This window comes from Pseudomonas sp. C6002 (assembly GCF_013385805.1).
Lineage (GTDB): Bacteria > Pseudomonadota > Gammaproteobacteria > Pseudomonadales > Pseudomonadaceae > Aquipseudomonas.
In genome coordinates, this window is the sequence record NZ_JACAPH010000028.1 from 16,755 (window position 1) to 35,718 (window position 18,964).

At 63.5% G+C, this 18,964-nt stretch carries 19 protein-coding genes; 9 read left to right on the top strand and 10 right to left on the bottom strand.

The annotated features are described in order from the left end of the window. Positions 1 to 12: 12 nt before the first annotated feature. The 4 genes from HX817_RS18440 to HX817_RS18455 all read right to left on the bottom strand — a co-directional run bounded on the left by HX817_RS18440 (position 13) and on the right by HX817_RS18455 (position 4,947). Positions 13 to 1,524, bottom strand: a complete 1,512-nt coding sequence (locus HX817_RS18440) for an MDR family MFS transporter (RefSeq protein WP_177029340.1) — start codon at positions 1,522 to 1,524, stop codon at positions 13 to 15. Next, on the bottom strand, positions 1,514 to 2,644 hold the full coding sequence (locus HX817_RS18445; RefSeq protein WP_087695350.1) for an HlyD family secretion protein: 1,131 nt from the start codon (positions 2,642 to 2,644) through the stop codon (positions 1,514 to 1,516). Before HX817_RS18445 ends, HX817_RS18440 begins: the two co-directional genes overlap by 11 nt. Continuing rightward, positions 2,641 to 4,089, bottom strand: a complete 1,449-nt coding sequence (locus HX817_RS18450) for an efflux transporter outer membrane subunit (RefSeq protein WP_177036745.1) — start codon at positions 4,087 to 4,089, stop codon at positions 2,641 to 2,643. Before HX817_RS18450 ends, HX817_RS18445 begins: the two co-directional genes overlap by 4 nt. A gap of 114 nt (positions 4,090 to 4,203) precedes the next feature. Then, positions 4,204 to 4,947, bottom strand: coding sequence for a helix-turn-helix domain-containing protein (locus HX817_RS18455; RefSeq protein WP_102605376.1), 744 nt, complete (start codon positions 4,945 to 4,947; stop codon positions 4,204 to 4,206). Positions 4,948 to 5,108: 161 nt separating this feature from the next. Here HX817_RS18455 and HX817_RS18460 point away from each other — a divergent pair, with 161 nt between their 5' ends. The 3 genes from HX817_RS18460 (at position 5,109) to HX817_RS18470 (ending at position 8,326) form a co-directional block, all read left to right on the top strand. Beyond that, positions 5,109 to 5,909: an SDR family oxidoreductase gene (locus HX817_RS18460; protein WP_177040805.1), complete on the top strand. Its 801-nt coding sequence runs from the start codon at positions 5,109 to 5,111 to the stop codon at positions 5,907 to 5,909. Then, positions 5,902 to 7,728, top strand: a complete 1,827-nt coding sequence (locus HX817_RS18465; RefSeq protein WP_177040808.1) for a glycoside hydrolase family 15 protein — start codon at positions 5,902 to 5,904, stop codon at positions 7,726 to 7,728. The genes HX817_RS18460 and HX817_RS18465 overlap by 8 nt, the downstream gene beginning before the upstream one ends. Positions 7,729 to 7,864: 136 nt before the next feature. Continuing rightward, positions 7,865 to 8,326, top strand: coding sequence for a cysteine hydrolase family protein (locus HX817_RS18470; protein WP_008434533.1), 462 nt, complete (start codon positions 7,865 to 7,867; stop codon positions 8,324 to 8,326). 208 nt (positions 8,327 to 8,534) lie between these two features. Here HX817_RS18470 and HX817_RS31405 read toward each other — a convergent pair whose 3' ends face one another. Beyond that, complete coding sequence (locus tag HX817_RS31405; RefSeq protein WP_256347623.1) at positions 8,535 to 8,669, bottom strand: hypothetical protein; 135 nt, start codon at positions 8,667 to 8,669, stop codon at positions 8,535 to 8,537. A gap of 113 nt (positions 8,670 to 8,782) precedes the next feature. Here HX817_RS31405 and HX817_RS18475 point away from each other — a divergent pair, with 113 nt between their 5' ends. After that, a complete protein-coding gene (locus HX817_RS18475; protein WP_177040810.1) occupies positions 8,783 to 9,691 on the top strand; it encodes an alpha/beta fold hydrolase in 909 nt (302 codons plus the stop codon). Here HX817_RS18475 and HX817_RS18480 read toward each other — a convergent pair. The 3 genes from HX817_RS18480 to HX817_RS18490 all read right to left on the bottom strand — a co-directional run bounded on the left by HX817_RS18480 (position 9,669) and on the right by HX817_RS18490 (position 13,548). Then, a complete protein-coding gene (locus HX817_RS18480) occupies positions 9,669 to 11,864 on the bottom strand; it encodes an ATP-binding protein (RefSeq protein ID WP_177040812.1) in 2,196 nt (731 codons plus the stop codon). The two genes, HX817_RS18475 and HX817_RS18480, sit on opposite strands and share 23 nt — an antisense overlap. Continuing rightward, entirely contained in the window at positions 11,861 to 12,448 is a 588-nt protein-coding gene (locus HX817_RS18485) for a biliverdin-producing heme oxygenase (RefSeq protein WP_043225183.1), read from the bottom strand. The genes HX817_RS18480 and HX817_RS18485 overlap by 4 nt, the downstream gene beginning before the upstream one ends. A gap of 131 nt (positions 12,449 to 12,579) precedes the next feature. Beyond that, a complete protein-coding gene (locus tag HX817_RS18490; protein WP_177036734.1) occupies positions 12,580 to 13,548 on the bottom strand; it encodes a GlxA family transcriptional regulator in 969 nt (322 codons plus the stop codon). 90 nt (positions 13,549 to 13,638) lie between these two features. Between HX817_RS18490 and inhA the strand changes: the two genes are divergently transcribed. Continuing rightward, positions 13,639 to 14,319 carry an isonitrile hydratase gene (gene inhA / locus HX817_RS18495; RefSeq protein WP_177040814.1) on the top strand — a complete coding sequence of 227 codons (681 nt, stop codon included), beginning with the start codon at positions 13,639 to 13,641 and terminating at the stop codon, positions 14,317 to 14,319. Here inhA and HX817_RS18500 read toward each other — a convergent pair. Both HX817_RS18500 and HX817_RS18505 read right to left on the bottom strand, forming a co-directional pair. Then, positions 14,316 to 14,657 carry an antibiotic biosynthesis monooxygenase gene (locus HX817_RS18500; RefSeq protein WP_003208192.1) on the bottom strand — a complete coding sequence of 114 codons (342 nt, stop codon included), beginning with the start codon at positions 14,655 to 14,657 and terminating at the stop codon, positions 14,316 to 14,318. The two genes, inhA and HX817_RS18500, sit on opposite strands and share 4 nt — an antisense overlap. A gap of 27 nt (positions 14,658 to 14,684) precedes the next feature. Continuing rightward, positions 14,685 to 15,314 carry a LysE family translocator gene (locus HX817_RS18505; protein ID WP_087695340.1) on the bottom strand — a complete coding sequence of 210 codons (630 nt, stop codon included), beginning with the start codon at positions 15,312 to 15,314 and terminating at the stop codon, positions 14,685 to 14,687. Positions 15,315 to 15,408: 94 nt separating this feature from the next. Between HX817_RS18505 and HX817_RS18510 the strand changes: the two genes are divergently transcribed. From HX817_RS18510 to HX817_RS18525, 4 genes are all read left to right on the top strand, one after another. Continuing rightward, positions 15,409 to 16,734, top strand: coding sequence for a PLP-dependent aminotransferase family protein (locus tag HX817_RS18510; RefSeq protein WP_177040816.1), 1,326 nt, complete (start codon positions 15,409 to 15,411; stop codon positions 16,732 to 16,734). 302 nt (positions 16,735 to 17,036) lie between these two features. Next, entirely contained in the window at positions 17,037 to 17,339 is a 303-nt protein-coding gene (locus HX817_RS18515) for a DUF6124 family protein (RefSeq protein ID WP_003208197.1), read from the top strand. 129 nt (positions 17,340 to 17,468) lie between these two features. Then, positions 17,469 to 17,984, top strand: coding sequence for a sigma-70 family RNA polymerase sigma factor (locus HX817_RS18520; protein ID WP_177040817.1), 516 nt, complete (start codon positions 17,469 to 17,471; stop codon positions 17,982 to 17,984). Then, positions 17,971 to 18,930, top strand: a complete 960-nt coding sequence (locus HX817_RS18525) for a FecR domain-containing protein (RefSeq protein ID WP_177040819.1) — start codon at positions 17,971 to 17,973, stop codon at positions 18,928 to 18,930. Before HX817_RS18520 ends, HX817_RS18525 begins: the two co-directional genes overlap by 14 nt. Positions 18,931 to 18,964 lie beyond the last annotated feature (34 nt).

Sequence of the window (18,964 nt, forward strand, 5' to 3'; positions counted from 1 at the left end):
ACAGCACTGCCCCTAGATACGCCGCAACATCAACGCCGCCACCCCACACGCCGCCAACGCCACGCACGCCAGAAAGAACGCATCACTGTAAGCCATCAAAAACGCCTGATGACGAACACTCTGGTCCAGCAGGTTCAGCACCACCTGATGTTCCGGCAATTGATCCTGCAGCACCCCGCCACCGGGAAGCTGCTGTTGCAAGGTCGGGTCAAACAGCGTCACCGACTCGCCAATACGCGCCGAATGCACCCGCTCGCGCACCACCACCAATTGCGCCAGCAGCGCCGTGCCAACCGCGCCCCCCAGGTTGCGCAGCATCGAGAACACCGCCGACGCCGACCCCGCCTGCGCCTTGGCCAGCCCATGCACCGCAAGCACCGACAACGCCACCATGATCAGCGGCTGGCCCATGCCGCGCACCACGATCGAGGGCACGATCACATTGCTGGCGCTGTCCGCCGACAAGTGCGCACCCATCCAGCAGCCCAAAGCCATGATCGCGAACCCCGAGGCCACCAGCATTTTGGCGCTGACCCACTTCATCAGGCGCGGCAAAAACGGCGCCATGATCAGTTGCACCAGACCATACGCGATCAGGCTCACGCCAATTTCGCTGGCGTTGTAGTGCTGCAATTGCGACAGGTAGTTGGGCACCAGGAACACCAGGCCATAGGTACTGGCGCCGAAGATAAACATCGCCACGCTGGCCACCCCAAAGTTGTAGTGGCCCAATAGTCGCAGGTTGATAAAGGCGTGCGCGCCCCATAATTGCCGGGCAACGAAGCCGATCAGGCCCACCACCGCCAGCAGTGTCATCCACACGATAAAGGGCGAGCCGAACCAGTCCTTGCGCCCGCCCTCCTCCAGCACGATCTGCAACGCACCCAGGCCCAGCACCATGCAGCCGATACCCAGCCAGTCGCCCTGGCGCAGCAGGCCCAGCTGCATCGGCTGGCGGTCAATGGACCAGGCCACCGCCGCCAGCAACGCGATCCCCGGGAACAGTTGCAGGTAGAAGATCCAGCGCCAGGAATAGGCATCGGTCAGCCAGCCGCCAATCGACGGCCCGGCGGCCTGGGCCACACTGTTGGCCAGGCTGAACAAGGCCATGCCCAGCGGGATCTTGCTGGGCGGCAGCTCGGTGATGATCAGTTGGAATGACAAGGGAATCAGCACCGCCCCGGCCGCGCCCTGCACCACCCGGATCAGGATCATCACTTGCAGGTTGGGCGACAGCGAACACGCCACCGAGGCCACCAGGAATATCCCCGAGCCCCACAGCATCACCCGGCGCAGGGAAAACACCTGCACCAGCCACGCGGTGAGGGGAATCATGATGATCTCCGCCACCAGGTAAGCGGTGGAAATCCACGAACCCTCCTCAAACGTCGCGCCCAGTGCACCTTCGATTTCCGGCAGTGCGGCGCTGGTGACGTGCACGTTCATCCCGGCCATGAAGCAGCCGAACAGCCCGCCGATCACCGCGACCCAGGCGCGAAACGGCACACGCCCTTCAGCCTCCATGGACGTGCTCCTGGCTGGCGGCAGGGCGGGTGTCAACCGTGGCAATCACCGACATGCCCGGCAGTACCCGCGACTCACCGGGTTCCAGGCGAATCTTTACCGGAAACCGCTGGACGATCTTGGTGAAGTTGCCGGTGGCGTTGTCCGGCGGCAACAGCGCGAACACCGCACCGGAGCCGGGGGCGATGCTTTCCACTTTGCCGTGCCAATGTGCGCCGGCAAAACTGTCCACCGCGATTTCCACCGACTGCCCCGGCGCCATGTGCTGCAACTGGGTTTCCTTGTAGTTGGCAATCACATAGGCCTGCTCCACCGGCACCACAGCCAACAGCGGCAGGCCGGGCATCACGTATTGCTGGCGCCGGACCTTGCGCTGGCCCACCACGCCGTCAAAAGGCGCGCGGATCTCGGTGTCCTTCAACGCATTGCGGGCCAGCGCGAGGTTGGCCTGGGCCTCGCCGATGCGTGCCTGATGCTCGACGATTTGCGCCTGCACCTGTTGCCGGCGTGCCTGCAAGACCTGCAACTGCGCCTGCTGCCGCGCGACTTGGGCGCTGGCCTGGGCCAGGGCCGCCTGGGCCTTGGCCTGGCTGGCGCTGACGGTTTCCAGGTGCTGGGCGCTGGCCACCTGTTGCGCGACCAGTTCACGATAACGCTGGTAATCGAGCCGCGCGCGCCGGGCTTCGGCCTCGCCACTGCTCAGTTCCGCCCGGGCCTGGGCGATGCGTTGCTGTTGCTCGCCCATTTGCGCGTCGAGGGTTTGCACCGATGCCTGCTGTGCGCTCGCTGCTGCTTGCGCCTGTTGCAGTTGCGCCTGGGCGCTGTTCAGACGCTCGGTGAAATCCCGGTCGTCGATACGCACCAGTACATCGCCGGCCTTGACCGGCTGGTTGTCTTCCACCAGTACCTGGGCCACATACCCGGCAATCCGTGGGCTGATGGCGACCCAATCGGCGCGTACATAGGCATCATCGGTTTCTTCCAGAAAACGCCCCCACTGCCACCAATACCCGGCAAAGGCTGCCAGCCCCAGCAACGTAGCGAGCGATGCAGTGGTCACCAGGGCGCGACGATGGCGTTGCATAACGGTCAGGCGAATGGGTTCAACAGCCTGGTTCATGGTTTGGCTCCATTGACAGCGACAGATAAGGGGGCGGTTGGATCGTCACGCTGCCAGCCGCCACCGAGGGCCTGGAACAGGTCGATCTGGCGGTTGATCAAGCGCAGGTCGGACTCGGCCACGCGGGCTTCAAGGCCCACCAGGCTGCGTTCGCTGTCCAGCAGTTGCAGGGCATCCAGCGCGCCGGAATGGTAGCCGCGGGAGGCCAGGTCGAAGGCGCGGCGGTTGTTGTCCAGGGCGGCGGCCAGGGCCTGCCCACGCTGCTGTTCGCCCTGGTACAGGGCCATGGCCTGCTCCACCTGCTTCAGTGCGTTGAGCACCGTACCGTCAAACCGTGCCAGGGCCTGGCGCGCTTCGGCCTGGCTCTGCCTGACCCGCGCCTGGGCGACCTGCCGGTTGGGAAAGCGCCAGGACACCAGCGGCCCGACGGAATACACCGTGGCGTAGCGGTCCCCGAGTTTGCCCAGGCTGCTGGCGGACGAACCGAGCATCGCGCCGAAGGTGATCCGCGGGTAAAGCTCGGCGCGGGACAGGCCCACCGTCAAGGTGGCTGCGCGCAATTGCCCTTCGGCGCGGCGGATGTCCGGCCGCCGTTGCACCAGTGCCCAACCCTCGCCCACCGGCAAAGGCGCCTGCAACTGCGGGGCCTGGGTACAGCTGCGTGGCGTGACCTGCTCCGGCGGCAACCCGCTGAGCACGGCCAACTCATACAGCGCGCTGCTGCGCCGGGCCGTGAACATCGGCAACGGTGCCCGGGTTTCTTCCAGCAACCCTTGCAGGCGCGCCAGGTCGAGTTGCGTGGCCGCGCCGGCCTTTTGCAGCTTCTGCGTGACCGCGACGCTCTGCTCCAACAACTGCACCGAGTGCGCCTGCACCTGTTCGCGCACACCATAGACGCAGGCCTGGGCATAGGCGCGGGCCGTCTGCGCGGCCACCGTCACCCGCAGCTCATCCTCCAGCGCCCGCGCCACCTGGGCATCCGCCCGTGCCGCAGCGATGCGATAACGCACCTCGCCCCACAAATCGAGGGTGTAGCTCAGGGAAAACTCAGGGGTGTGGCTCCATTCGGCACCGGCATGACGGTTAGTCGCCTGGGCCAGCGTCTGGTCATCGCGGCTGCGACCGTAGGCCAGGCCATAGTCCAGGGAAGTCGACGGCAGGCGCTCGCCGTCTGCCTGTTCCAGCTGCGCCAGCAACGCATCGACATGGGCGGCGGCGGCTTCGAGGTCTTTGTTCTGGTGCAGGGCCCGCGCCACCAGGGCGTCCAGTTGCGGGTCGCGGTACAGCTGCCACCAACGGGCGGGCAACGCCTCGGCCGACTCGGCGGAGAGCCGCGGTGCAGGCTGCGCCGTGACGGTCGACGGTTGACCGGGCACACCAGTGCACCCGGCCAGCACACTCAACAGGGCGATGGGCATCCATGGGTGAAAAGAAGGGCTGTGCATCACAAGGCTCGCTCAAGAAGGAGCCTTGCAGATTAGGCAGATGGCCTGTCCGATTCGCCCGCGTCAGGGCCATGTATCGTCGCTAAACAGACAATAGCGTTACCTGACGCAACACTAAACTCCGGGCCGAAAATGACTTGGCGGATAACCCAGCGACTTGCGAAACATCGCACTGAACGCACTCGGGCTCTGGTAACCATGCTCCAGCGCCACCTCCAGGATCGACACGCCCTGGGCCAGCAACTTCAAGCTCAGGGCCAACCGCGCACGCTTGCGCCATTCACCGAAACTCATGCCCAACTCCCGCTGGAACACCCGGCTCAGGGTGCGGGCGCTCATGTTCAGGCTGTCGGCCCAGGATTCCAGGCTGCTGTCGTCAGAAGGGTTGCGGATGAAATGCGTGCACAGCCTGGCCAGCCGTGCTTCGCCGGGCACCGGCACGTGCATCGCCACCACCGGCGCGGCGAGCAGTTCCATGCGGATCAACTCGATCATGGCCTGCAGACGCGGGCTGTGGTGCCCGGCAATCTGCGTGGCGGCGACGATCAGCTCCCGCAGCAATGCCGACACTTCAATCACCTGGCAGGTGCGCCCCAGCCCCGGCTCGGCCTCGGGCATGAGGAACAGCGTGCGCATATGCACTTCGCCGGCCATACGGATCTCGTGCGGGGTTCCGGCCGGCACCCACAGCGCATGCCCGGACGGCACCAGCCAACTGCCCTGGGCGGTGCTGACCACCATCACCCCGGACACGCCGTGGATCAATTGCGCCTGGGCGTGGCAATGGGGATGCACCACGTCATCGTTGCGGTAGTTGTCGGCGTAGGCTTCAAGCCACGGGCGGGGTGGGCAGTTCATCGGCTGAGGTCTCGCATCAATCAAGCGTCGATTCTAGCGAAAAGTCCTGTGGCAAAAACGATAGATATAGACAGCCATCGTCGCATTCCAGACAGCCGGTGAACTTGTGGGCCGCCCCGTCAGTCAGCTAGTTGGGCACTCTGAAAAAGGTTGGGTGGGCAATGCGCATTTCGTTGGAGCAACAAGTGGCGCTGGTGACTGGCGCCAGTTCCGGAATCGGCGCGGGGGCCGCCAAGGCCCTGGCCGAGGCCGGAGCCGCCGTGGTACTGAACTACAACGCCCAGGCGGCGCCGGCTGAAACACTGGCGGCGCAGATCAACGCCAACGGCGGCCGGGCCATTGCGATTGGCGCCGACGTGTCGCAAGAGGCCGATGTGGAGCGCCTGTTTGCCCAGACCCTTGATGCCTTCGGGCACCTGGACATCCTGGTGGCCAACTCGGGCATGCAGAAAGACGCCGCTGCCGTCGACATGACCCTCGACGACTGGAACACCGTGATCGGCGTCAACCTCACCGGCCAGTTCCTCTGCGCCCGCGCCGCGTTGCGCATCTTCAACCGCCAGGGCATCCGCGAAGGTGTTTCCCGGGCCGCCGGGAAGATTATCCATATGAGTTCGGTGCACCAGGTGATTCCCTGGGCCGGGCACGTGAACTACGCCGCGTCCAAGGGCGGCGTGGAAATGCTGATGCGCACCCTGGCGCAGGAAGTCAGCCAGCAGCGCATCCGCATCAACGGCGTTGCGCCGGGGGCGATTCGCACGGCCATCAACCGCGCCGCCACCGAAGGCGCGGCCGAGGTGGAGCTTCTCAAGTTAATTCCCTATGGCCGCGTGGGTGACGTCGAAGATGTCGCCAATGCGGTGGTGTGGCTGGCCAGTGATGCCTCCGACTACGTGGTGGGCAGCACCTTGTTCATTGATGGCGGCATGAGCCTTTATCCGGAGTTTCGTGGCAATGGTTGATCTGAAAAACGAACCACAAAGTGCCATTGATGCCCACGGCATCATCGGCGACATGCGCAGCGCGGCCCTGGTGAATGACAAGGGCAGCATCGATTTTTTCTGCTGGCCGGAGTTCGACAGCCCGTCCATCTTTTGCTCATTGCTGGACTCCCCCGCCGCCGGGATCTTCCAGCTCACGCCGGACCTGCCCGACGCCCGCCGCGAGCAGATTTACCTGCCGGACACCAACGTGCTGCAAACCCGCTGGTTGAGTAATGATGCGGTGGTGGAAATTACCGACTTCTTGACCGTCAGTGAAGAAGTCGACGACCTGCCGATCCTGATTCGCCGGGTGCGGGTGGTCAGCGGCAAAGCGAGCATCCATATGCGCTGCGCAGTGCGTCATGACTACGCCCGCGCCCAGACCCGGGCCACTCAAGATGACGGCGACGTGTTGTTTGAGGCCGCAGACCAACCCGGCCTGCGCCTGACCAGCAGCCACACCCTGCAGTTGGATGGCGACGCTGCCGTAGCATCCTTTGAACTCGACCAGGAAGAAGGCGCCGAGTTTGTCCTCGGCGGGCTGGACGATGCCCGAGTCAAAAACGACTGCACCGACCTGTGCCTGGAGCGCACCCTGAAGTTCTGGCGCGGCTGGATTTCCCAATCCAACTACCGTGGGCGCTGGCGCGAGATGGTCAATCGTTCGGCCCTGGCCTTGAAGCTTTTGACCTCGCGCAAACACGGTGCAATCCTCGCTGCCGCCACCTTCGGCCTGCCGGAAACACCCGGCGGCGAGCGCAACTGGGACTACCGCTACACCTGGATCCGCGACGCCTCGTTCACCGTCTACGCGTTCATGCGCCTGGGGTTTATCGAGGAAGCCAACGGCTACATGCGCTGGTTGAAAGGCCGGGTGGGTGACTGCTGCGATCAGCCGATGAAAATCAACATCCTGTACGGCATCGACGGCCGCCAGGAACTGCCGGAAACCGAGCTGAGCCACCTCAGCGGCCACGGCGGCGCGCAACCGGTGCGCATCGGCAACGAGGCGTACGACCAGGTGCAACTGGATATCTACGGCGAGTTGATGGACGCGGTATACCTGGTCAACAAATACGGTGAGGCCATCTCCCATGAGGGCTGGAAACACACGGTGGAAGTAGCCGACCAGGTCTGCGAAACCTGGAACCACAAAGACGTCGGCATCTGGGAAATGCGCGGTGAGCAGCATCACTTCCTGCACTCAAGGCTGATGTGCTGGGTGGCCCTGGACCGGGCGATTCGACTGGCGTCCAAGCGCTCGCTACCGGCGCCGTTTGCCCGTTGGGACCAGACCCGCCAGGCGATTTATGCCGATATCTGGAGCAACTTCTGGAACGAAGAACGCGGCCACTTCGTGCAGCATATCGGCAGCACCGCGCTGGATGGCTCGATGCTGTTGATGCCTCTGGTGCGCTTCGTTGCGGCGACAGACCCGCGCTGGTTGTCGACACTGGAGGCGATCCAGAAAAGCCTGGTGCGCGATGGGATGGTTTATCGCTATCGCAACGACGACAGCCAGATTGATGGGCTACAAGGCACCGAGGGCGCGTTTGCAGCGTGCTCGTTCTGGTACGTGGAATGCCTGGCCCGGGCCGGGCAAGTGGAGAAGGCGCATCTGGAGTTTGAACAGTTGCTGCGCTATGCCAACCCGCTGGGGTTGTATGCCGAAGAGTTTGATAACCAGGCACGGCATTTGGGGAATACGCCGCAGGCGTTGAGCCATTTGGCGCTGATCAGCGCGGCAACGTTCCTGGACCGGAAGTTGAGTGGGGTGAAGACGGTTTGGCAGCCTTGAGCCCGAGCACAATCTGAAGGCAATTGAGTAACCTTGTGGGAGCTGGCTTGCCTGCTCCCACATGACCGCGCCAGACTTGGAGACGAGGTGTACCCGGTGCACAATGCGTGGTCCTTCGATCTATACCAGGATGCCAATGCGCCAAGTCCTACTGATCATCGATGTACAACCCTCCTTCGCCCCGCCCGACTGGCTGGTAATCGGCATCAACGCCTTGCTGGGTCGCATGCCGTCAGTGGCCACCGTAGAGCGCCACGACGAAAACATAACCCCCTTCGCTCGCCAACTCGGCTGGCAACCGGCGCCCGACGACGACAGCCTGATCGCCGCTGACCATATCTTCATCAAACACGGCTATGCGCCCACGCCCGAGACCATCAGCCACCTGAAAAGCCTCGCGCCGGACCGAGTGCTGGTGTGTGGCATCCAGACTGATACCTGTGTGCTGGCGGCCGGGTTTGCGTTGTTTGATGCCGGATTACAGCCCACGCTGATCAGCGATTTGACTGTGGGTTCATCGCTGGATCGCTCGGGGAAACTGGGCGCGGATTTGTGGCGACATCACTTTAAACACGTCATCACCCACGCAGAGATTTAAGTCAGCCCCTCACTGTGGCGAGGGAGCTTGCTCCCGCTGGGTCGCGAAGCGGCCCCAAGAAGCTCAACGCCATCTAACTCAAAGAACACAGTCAACAAAACCTGGGGCTGCTGCGCAGCCCAACGGGAGCAAGCTCCCTCGCCACAGGTTGTTTGGCAAACACCATCGTTGACACAAGGCTCGTATTGATCGGCGCTCTGCCGACGCATTACTCGGCGTCACTGCCAGCCAGGTCGCCGACGGAAACATCAGTCACGTTAGGCGCCACGTTGTATCGCGGGCCAATGGAAGTCGAGGGCGGCGAGTGGATGTGCCAGGTGCGCGACCCTTGGGGTAATTGCATCGGCTTGCGCCAGGCCGGTCTAGACAAGTCAAGCAATTGCAGCCTTTCGAACCACACTCGGTAACCCGCTTGGTCTACAGTTCCAACACTTTCCCTCCACCCTTGGAGCCTCCATGCCCACCCTCCAAATCCGCACGCCCATGCTCGATATCGCCTACGAAACCCATGGCCCGGAAGGCGGTGAGGTGGTGATCCTGCTGCATGGCTTCCCCTACGACCCTCGTGGCTATGACGAGATCGCCCCGGTGGTCGCCGCACGTGGCTACCGGGTATTGGTGCCATACCTGCGCGGCTATGGCCCGACGCGCTTTATCAACGAACAGGTGATGCGCTCCGGCCAACAAGCAGCGCTGGCCAAGGATTTGCTGGATTTCATGGATGCCCTGTCCATCGAAAAAGCCACGCTGGTGGGCTATGACTGGGGCGGACGCGCGGCGTGTATCGTTGCGGCGCTTTGGCCTGAACGGGTGCGCGGCCTGGTGACGGGCGATGGCTACAACATTCAGGATATCGCTGCGTCGACCAAGCCTCGGGCGCCGGAAACAGAGCATCGGCTGTGGTATCAGTTTTACCTTCATACCCAACGGGGTGTCGACGGACTGACCGCCAACCGGCGTGAGTTCTGCCAGTTGCTGTGGGCGCTCTGGTCGCCGTCCTGGGCCGAAGGGCCGAGCCTGTATGGCAAGACAGCGCCCTCGTTTGATAACCCGGATTTTGTCGAGGTGGTGGTCCATTCCTACCGTCATCGCTTCATGTACGCGCCGGGTGATCCGGCGCTGGAAAGCATCGAGCAGGCCCTGGTGCAGCCACCGCCGATTTCAGTACCGAGCATCTCGTTGTGCGGCGCTGATGACGGCGTAGGTCCGGCTCCGGTCGAAGATGACGACCTGGAAAATTTCAGCGGGTTTTATCGGCGCGAGGTGTTGGCCGGCGTGGGCCACAACATTCCCCAGGAGGCGCCCCAGGCAACCCTTGAGGCGATCTTCGAGCTGCTGAGCCTCAGCCCCCAGCCGAAATCCTGAAGCTGAACACGCTGCCCTGCCCCACCACGCTTTCAGCCCACAGGGTGCCGCCGTGGGCTTCGACGATGCCGTGGGAGATGTACAACCCCAGCCCGCTACCGGTGGGGTTGCCCTCGCGTGAGGTCCAGTAGCGGTCGAAGATATACGGCAGTTGCGCCGGGTCGATGCCGATGCCGTTGTCGCATACCCGAAACAGCACTTCGTCCCCCGCCGCCTCGGCAATCACCTCGATCACTCCGCCCACCGGGGTGAATTTCAGGGCGTTGCCCAGTAAGTTGGAAAACACCTGGAACAAGCGCTCCGGGTCGGCCTGGGCACTCAGCCCGTCCACTGAGCGCCAAGTCAGGTCCACACCCTTGGCCGCCGCCAGCGGTTGCCACATCGAACAGATCTGGTCCAGGGTTGCCGCCACATCGAGCCGTTGCAGCGAAACGCTGTAGCGCCCGGCCTCGATGCGCGAAATATCGATCAGGTCTTCCAGCAGCGTGTTCATGCGGGCGGTGGCGTTTTGCATGGTTTCAATCGCGGTGGAGAGGCGCCGGTTCGCCTTGTTGTCCTCGGCGGGCACCATGCTGCGCATCATGCCGCATTGCATCAGCAGGATGGTCAGCGGGCTGCGCAGGTCATGGGAGACCACCGCCACCAGCTCGTCACGCGCCCGCACCGCAGCATGTTCGCGTTGCACCTGGCGCGCCAGGTCATGCTCCAGAGCATTGCGCCGCAGGCTCTCCACCGCCTGTAGCTCCGACAGCGACCAATACAGCGCCTTGCCGTCGACCTGCTGCTTCCACAACTCAAACGACAGGCGCGGGCTCAAGGTCGTGCTGCCCGGTTCCTGATGTTTGACCGGCTGGCCGCTCCACTCCACCGAGGACTGGACCTCCGGGCGAAACCACATCACCGCGTTGTCCACCGGCTTGGGCAGGCAGAACGCCAACAGGCCGCTGGCATGGGCCTGGTAGGCCGCCGCCGGGGGAAAGTCCACCGACAATTGATGGCTGTGCACCACGCCTTTGCCCTGTCCGCGCACCCACTGGTACAAGGCGTGGATTTCAGCACGTGCAGGGCAAACGCCGAACACATGCAGGCGCTCTTCCACCCGTATCGCCAGGCCACCGGCGGCGGTCAGGTTCAGCAGCGTTTGCGCATAGGGCAACAGGCTTTCCATCACATCGCACTGGTCCGCGGTCATGGCGGCGACCAACTCTTCGACCATGGCGGCCTTGTCACGTTGTTGGCGGCGCTCCTGCTGCTCCTGGAGCAACGTGATCTGCATCGACAACAACTGGCCGATGCTGGTGCACGCCGTGCGCAGTTCATGGGGCACGCGCAACGGCTCACGGTGACCACAGGTGATCAGGCCCCAGAGCTGGTCGTCCTTGAGCAGCGAAATGCTCATGGAGGAACGCACGCCCATGTTCTTCAAATAATGGCAGTGCACCGGGGACACGCTGCGCAACACGGCGAAGCTGAGGTCCAGGGGCTGGCCGTTGTCGGGGCGCAGGGCCGGCAGGATCGGCACCGGCTGGTACTCGGCGTCGGGAATCGCGCGGATCCAGTTCAGCCGGTACAGCTCGCGGGCCTGGGGCGGGATGTCCGACGCGGGAAAACATAATCCCAGGTACGGCTGCATGCCGTCGCTGAGGGCCTCGCCAATCACTTTGCCGTGGCCTTCCTGCTCGAAGCGGTACAAGGTGACCCGGTCATAACCGGTGAGGCTACGAATCTCGGTCACGCTGATCTGGTACAAGCTGTCGAGCGTCTTGGCCGACTGCAAGCGGCGCAGCGTTCGGGACAGCTGCTTCACAGCGCTGTGCTCAAGCGTGAGGCTCCGCTCCAGTTCGAGAAACAGCAGGCCTTGATGACGATGCAGCAGGATGTCGTAGGCGTAGCCATCCAGCGTCAGTTGATGCACGTCCTCCTCAAAGGCGTCCAGGTCTGCCAGGGCACGACTCACCTGTACTGCCGCTTCGCTGCCCAGCACACTGGCCAGCGCCTGGCCCGACAGGCGTTGCGCGTCCAGGCCCAGCGCGACGCTCAGGTTGCTGCTGGCTTGCAGCACCTCAAGCGCCGGTTCGCTCAGCGTCAACAACAACCCGTGAGGCTGGATCGAGCCGGGGATATGGATGGGCTCGCTGGCGCAATCGTCGATCAGCGTATCGACCGTGGTCATCGCAGCACCCCGCAGCGGTCCAGCCACTGCTCGAAACACAGGAAGGTCGACTCGGCGACCTTCACCGCCTCCACGCGCTCGTACGCGGTTCGCAGCGGGTAAAGGCACGCCATAAAGCGCTGCCACAGGGCGCTGGTCTCGGCCCCGTACACATTCATGAACGCGCCGCCATTGGTGGAGCCCACGCCAATCTTGATCTCGATCAGGTCGCGCAACACCTGGCCGCCGAGGGTGGCGCCTTCCAGCACATAGAGGGCGCCCAAGGCCTGGGCCACGTTGGTGATGGCGGGCAGTTCGGGGCATATCGGCAAGGCATCGATCTGCAGGTTTTCCAGGCCCAGCGCCCGCAAATCCGCCTGCAAGTACGGAGTTTTGCTGCGCCGCCCCCACTCCAGGTCCGGGATGATCTCGCCCCACGGCGCCAGGGCGCGCTCCAGCGGTTGATAGAAGCCGTAGTAGGCGCTCATCAACTCGCGGTACAACGCCAGGTCCATGCGGGAAAACGGCAGACGGGTATCGAGGCGTCGGTGCAGCGCAGCGGTCGCCGCACGTAGTTCGACAAGGACAGGAGGTAGTGAATTCATGAGCTGTGCGCACGCCGGGAAGGTTCAAAACCGCGACGTAGAGGCCTGGGATCAAGACACTGCGCAATGGACTGTGAGTAACATAGCACCTTGATACAAAAACGTACCTATTCGTTCAAACAGGCTTCGCTTCAACCGGGTGAGGAAAACCGTTCACGATAGGCCTGGGGCGTGATCGATACCGCTCGCAGGAAGCTGCGGCGCATGGTTTCTTCGCAGCCAAAGCCGCAGTGCACGGCGATGCGCTTGATCGACGCGCTGCTGTCCGCCAATTGCCGGCGGGCGGTCTCCACGCGAATCAACTCGACCGCCCGCGCGGGGGTCTGGCCGGTCTCGCTGCGGTAGTGGCGCACGAAACTGCGCTCGCTCATGCCTGCCTGGGCGGCCAGTGTGGCAACGTTCAAATCGAGGGTCAGGTGTTCGGCGATCCAGGCGTGCAGCTCCGCAAAACGGCTACCGCCCTTTTGCAGGGACAACGTCACGCTGAACTGCGATTGCCCACCGGGGCGCTTGAGAAACACCACCAGGTGCCGCGCCACTTCCAGGGCCACGGCGCGACCCAGGTCCTCCTCCACCAGCGCCAGGCACAAGTCGATACCGGCGGTCACGCCGGCGGAGGTCCACAGGTTGCCCTGCTGGATGAAAATCGGATTGGCCTCCACCGTCAGCTGTGGGTACTTGCGCGCGAGTTCTTCGCAGCGCGTCCAGTGGGTCACCACGCGGCGGCCGTCGAGCAAACCGCTGGCGGCCAGCAGAAAGGCGCCGGTACACACCGAAGTCATGCGCCGGGCCTGGGTGGCTTTTTGCCGAACCCAGTCCACCAGCGCCGGGTCTTCGGCGGCGCCGTACACCCCCCAGCCGCCGGCAATCACCAGTGTGTCGCACGGGGCATCGGCAGGCGGCAGTGGCTCGGCCACCAGGGCCAGGCCCGCCGAGGTCATCACCGGCTCGGCCTGCGCGGCGATCACACTGACCGCATAGGGCAACGGCAAGCCCTGCTGGCGCGCCAGGTCATTGGCCGAGGCAAATACTTGCAAGGGCCCGGTGACGTCGAGCACCTGCACATTGGGAAAGGCGAGAACGTTGATGATTCTGGGCATGTTGGCGTAATTCGTGGGCTCAATGGCGTATGCGCCAAAGCCTAGGTGACTAGAGTGAAGCCGTCCATCCCTTTATCAGGAGCAGTCCCCATGACCTTGCAGATCGGCTTTTTGTTGTTCCCCGGCATCCAGCAACTGGACCTCACCGGGCCCTACGACGTGTTGGGATCGCTGCCGGATGTGAAACTGCACCTGGTGTGGAAGGACCTGGCGCCGGTCACCTCCAGCACCGGGTTAGTGTTTACCCCCAGCACCACCTACGACGCGTGCCCGACGCTGGATGTGATCTGCGTGCCCGGCGGCTCGGGGGTTGGGGCGCTGATGGAAGATGAGCAAACCCTGGCGTTTCTCAAGGCACAAGCACATACCGCACGTTACGTGACCTCGGTGTGCACCGGCTCCCTGGTGCTGGGTGCCGCGGGCTTGCTGCGCGGGCGTCGCGCGACCACTCACTGGGCCTACCACGACCTGCTCGCACCGCTCGGTGCGATCCCGGTGCAGGAGCGCGTGGTGCGTGACGGCAACCTGTTGACCGGTGGCGGGATTACCGCCGGGATCGACTTTGCCCTGACCCTGGCCGCCGAGCTGTACAGCGAGGCGGCAGCGCAACTGGTGCAGTTGCAGATTGAGTACGCCCCGGCGCCGCCGTTCAATGCTGGCCGGCCGGAAACCGCACCGCCGCATGTACTGGAAGAAGCCCGCAAGCGCACCGCCGAGTCGCGCAAGACCCGGGGTGAAATCGTGGCACGGGCGGCAGCCAGGTTGGGTTAAGCGTTCGCCCGTCCGTGGCGGTCGGCGGGCACCAAATGCCCGATGGTGCCGTCCCCATACGCCCGCTCCACTTTGGAAATCACCACGTGATAACCGCCGTACCAGCGGCGGTATAGGCGCTTGGCTTCCAGGTGGGTCGGGTGGCTGGCAAAGGCGCGAATGGAGGCCTCGTCACGCCAGTAATAACTGGCGTTGATCAACCCGCCATCCGCCGAACGCCACGACTCGGCCCCCACGTATCCCGGCAGCCTTGCTGCCAGTGCGTCGATCAGATTCGTGAGGCGCTGGAACTCGTCATCCCGTTCGCCGGGCTTGTAGATAAAGGCTGCGATATACATGGGTAACGTCCTTTTATGAGTGATGTTTCACGTCGGGCGAGACATCAATGCCAAGCGCACGGCCAGCACCATCAGCACGGTTGCCAGGCCCCATTTCTGTAAGCCTGCGCTCCCCGGTTTGCCGGCAAAAAACCGGCTCACCGCCCCGCCAAAAATCCCCAGCACGGCATGAAACACACCGCTGATCAGCGTCAGGATGATCCCCAGTTGCACCAGTTGCAGCGCGATGGGGCCCGCCTCGGGGCTGACGAATTGCGGCAGGAACACCATGAAAAACAGCAGCGCCTTGGGGTTGAGCAAACTGTTGAGCATGGCCCGCACAAACACCCGGCCCAGCGGCACGCGGCTGACGTGGGCCGTGTCCAGGGCGGGCGTTTTCTGCAGGGTCTTGAACACCAGCCACAGCAGGTACAACACCCCGGCGTAGCGAATCAGGTCGAAGGCCGGCGGCCAGCTGGCGACCAGAGCGGTCACGCCGGTTGCGGTCAGTGCCGTGAGCAGCAGGTCCGCCACGCTGATGCCCAGCCCGGATGCCACCCCGCCACGCCAGCCATAGGTCACACCGTGGCTGATGACGAAGGCCATGTTCGGGCCCGGGGATAACAACAGCAGCAGGACTGCGCCAGAGAACACAGCCAGGGTTGCGAGGTCGATCATGCTCAAGCCATCCGCCGGGAAAGCCTGTAGATTAATCAGCCCACCTGATACAAACAAAAAATTGATCTAGATACACTTTGCACAGGAACGCACCATGGCTCAGGTCCGCTACAAACTGATCGTCGATGAACTGGCCACGCGGATTCGCGCCGGACAGTTGCCGCCGGGCACCCAGTTGCCGACCCTGCGTAGCCTGATGAACAGCCATCGCATCGCCCTCGCCACTGCCTTGCGGGTGTACAGCGAACTGGAGGCCAGCGGCCTGGTGGTGGGTGAACCGGGACGCGGGACGTTTGTGCGCGACACCACGTTGCTGCGGGGCATGGGCCTGGTGCAACAACCGCTGCAACCGGGCACCGTGGACCTGAGCCTCAACTACCCCTCGTTGCCGGGCCAGGCCGAGATGCTGCGCGACGGTTTGCGTGCCATTGCCGCCTCGGGCGACCTCGATGCGCTGCTGCATTCCGCGCCGCAAGGTGGCCGCGCCCATGAACGACAGACCGCCGCGCGGCACCTGCGCAATCGGCAGATTCGCGTGAGTGGCGAGCAAGTGCTGATCGTCAACGGTGCGCAACAAGGCCTCGCCGTCAGCCTGATGGCGCTGCTGCAACCGGGGGATGTATTGGCGGTGGATGCGCTGACGTATCCCGGGTTGAAAACCCTGGCCCAGTCCCAGCGCATCGACCTGGAGCCGCTGCCGCAACCGGCTGGGCATACGGATCTGGATGCGCTGGAGGCTTTGTGCAAACGGCGCCCGGTGCGGGCTTTTTATTGCATGCCCACGTTGCACAATCCGCTGGGCACAGTGATGGTTGAAGCCGACCGCGAGCGCCTTGCAGCGTTGGCTGAACGCTACGATTTTCTACTGATCGAAGACGGCGCCTACGCCTTTCTCGCCGAGCCCGCACCGAAGCCGTTGTTTACTTATGCACCGCTGCGCACGGTGTATGTGTCTGGCCTTTCGAAGAGTGTGGCGTCGGGGTTGCGGGTGGGGTTTATCGTCGCGCCCAAGGCGTGGGTGCCGGCGCTGGAGCAAGCGATCCGTGTCTCGACCTGGAGCACGCCGACGCTCACGGTGAACCTGGCGTGCCGCTGGATAGAATCCGGTGCAGTGGATGCACTGGAAGAGCACAAGCGCCAGGATGCGCGCCAACGCCAGGCGCTGGCCCGGGAGGTCTTGCGAGGGTGTGAGGTGATTGCGCATCCGGCGTCGTATTACCTGTGGCTGGTGTTGCCGGAAGGTCTGCGGGCGGATGCAGTGGTGGCTGCGCTTGAGGGCCAGGGTGTGCGGGTCACCAGTGCCGAGCCGTTTGCCTGTACGGCCCATGTGCCGCATGCGTTGCGGGTGGTGCTGGGGTCGATTGACTTGGCGACGTTGAGAATAGCCTTGGGGAAAATTCGCGAGGCAATTCGGATATGAATAAAGGGCCAGCAGGGTAAATCCCTTTGATTTGCGGGACATTTCCGAGACAATCTTTCGGCCTTGTGCCTGCCGGAACCGGTGGCTAGTCTTCGCCCCGTCACTGCTCATCAGTGATCGGGTTTAGTCGCCCGGATCCGAAAAGGCGCATGTCCCATCATGAGGTTTTATGGTGGCTGTGCGCAGGGCACCTTCGGGTGCGCCGGTTTTTCCTTTTCGGCCGGTCGACTAACCTGCGTACAGCCGCCACCCTACGTTTAGTCGCGAAGGGGTCGGTTCCTTAACCGAAAAGGAGTTACACCATGAATAAACCCGTCCCCGACCCACCCATCGACCTGCTCAAAAACCGCGCTGCCTTCAATCGCGCCCTCGAACATTACCTGCCCTCCCAGGGCTTCCATACCGTCAACGAAGACCTGAGCTTCGAAGACTCCCTGCTCTACACTGCCAGCCTGCTCAGCAGCGCCTCGGCCACCGCCCTCGACTGCGGCGAACTGCTGCAAAGCCCCGAGCGGGCAAAGTTGCTGGCGGTGTGGCATTTGCTGGAAATTGCCAAGACCACCGTCGACCGCTCGATTGAGTGTTTGCACCTGCGCAAGGCTTAGCCGCAACCCCGTCAAGCCTGTGTGGGTTTGTGCATCCGGCCAAATCCACGCGGCAACGATTGCCCAATCCTCTGGCCAACGCATAGAATGCGAACCGTTATCAATTAAGACGCCCGCGCCAGGATGCCCATGTCGAGCGACCACCCACTGGATCATGCCGCCATCGGCCAGCTCTACCATGCCCATCATTCCTGGCTGCGCGGCTGGTTGAGCCGGCGTACGGGCTGCCGTGAGCACGCCGCCGACCTGGCGCAGGAAACCTTCGTGCGCCTGCTCAATGCGCGCAAGCAGCAAGCCTTGCTGCAACCCCGGGCCTACCTGAGCAGCATCGCCCGCAGCCTGATGATCGACCAGTATCGCCGCCGCGAACTGGAGCGTGCCTATCTGGAGAGTCTCGCGCATTTCTCGCAAGTCGAGGTGCCGTCGGAAGAAACCCGCCTGCTGATCCTCGACAGCCTGGAGCGCATCGACCGCCTGCTGGACCAACTCAAGCCACGGGTGCGCGAAGCGTTTTTGCTGGCGCAACTGGACGGCCTGACCTGCCAACAGATCGCCCAGCGCCTGGAGGTGTCCAAGGCCACCGTGGAGCGCGACCTGGCCAAGGCACTGCATGCCTGTTATCGGTTGCGTTATGCCGAAGGCTAATCCGCCATTGGTGGACCAGGCGATCCAGTGGATGATCAAGCTGCGGTTCAATATTGCCGATGACGCCACCACCGCTGCCTTCGAACGCTGGCTTGAAACCAGTGGCGATCACCAGCAGGCCTGGCAACGGGTCTCGTCGATGAGTGACGAGTTTGCGCAGTTGCCGGCACAGGTCGGCCGCCATGCCTTGCAAGGTGCCCGCCAACGCATCAGCCGCCGTGAAGGGTTGAAGTTGCTCGGGCTGTTCGCCGGTGCCGCAGGGCTGACATGGTTCGGCCGCGACTACACGCCATTGCCCGGCCTGCTGGCCGATTACCGCACCGCCACCGGAGAGCGGCGTTGGGTCGCCCTCGACGATGGCAGCCGTATCCAGCTCAACAGTGCCAGCGCCATCGACACAGTCTTCAACACCGAAAGACGTCTGGTGCAGTTGCGCCAAGGTGAAATCCTGATCGACATGGGCGCCGACGGTAGCGCGCCACGGCCCTTCTGGGTGCAAACCCGCGACGGTTATCTGCGCGCCTTGGGCACCCGGTTCATGGTGCGCGAGGAGCCCCACGGCACCTTGCTCGCCGTGCAAAAAGGCAGCGTCGCGGTATTCGCCGACAGCCATCAGGCCAGCGCACGTGGGGTGATACAGCCCGGCGAGCAGGTGCTGTTTGATCGAAACGGCTTGCGTCCACCCGCCACCACGGGCCTGGATCCCTGGGCCTGGAGCGACGGTGTGATCAGCGCTCACAACATGCGTCTGGACGATTTCCTCGCGGAGCTGAGCCGTTACCGCACTGGGCTGGTGCGCTGCAGCGAAGCGGTCGCCGGCTTGCGTGTGTCCGGGACTTACCAGTTGGACGATACCGATCAGGTCCTGACCCTGGTGGCACAGGCACTGTCGGTGAACATCACCTATCGCAGCCGTTATTGGGTGACCGTCGCAGCTCGTGCATGACCTTCCGAAAATAAATGAGGTGAATTCTCATCTT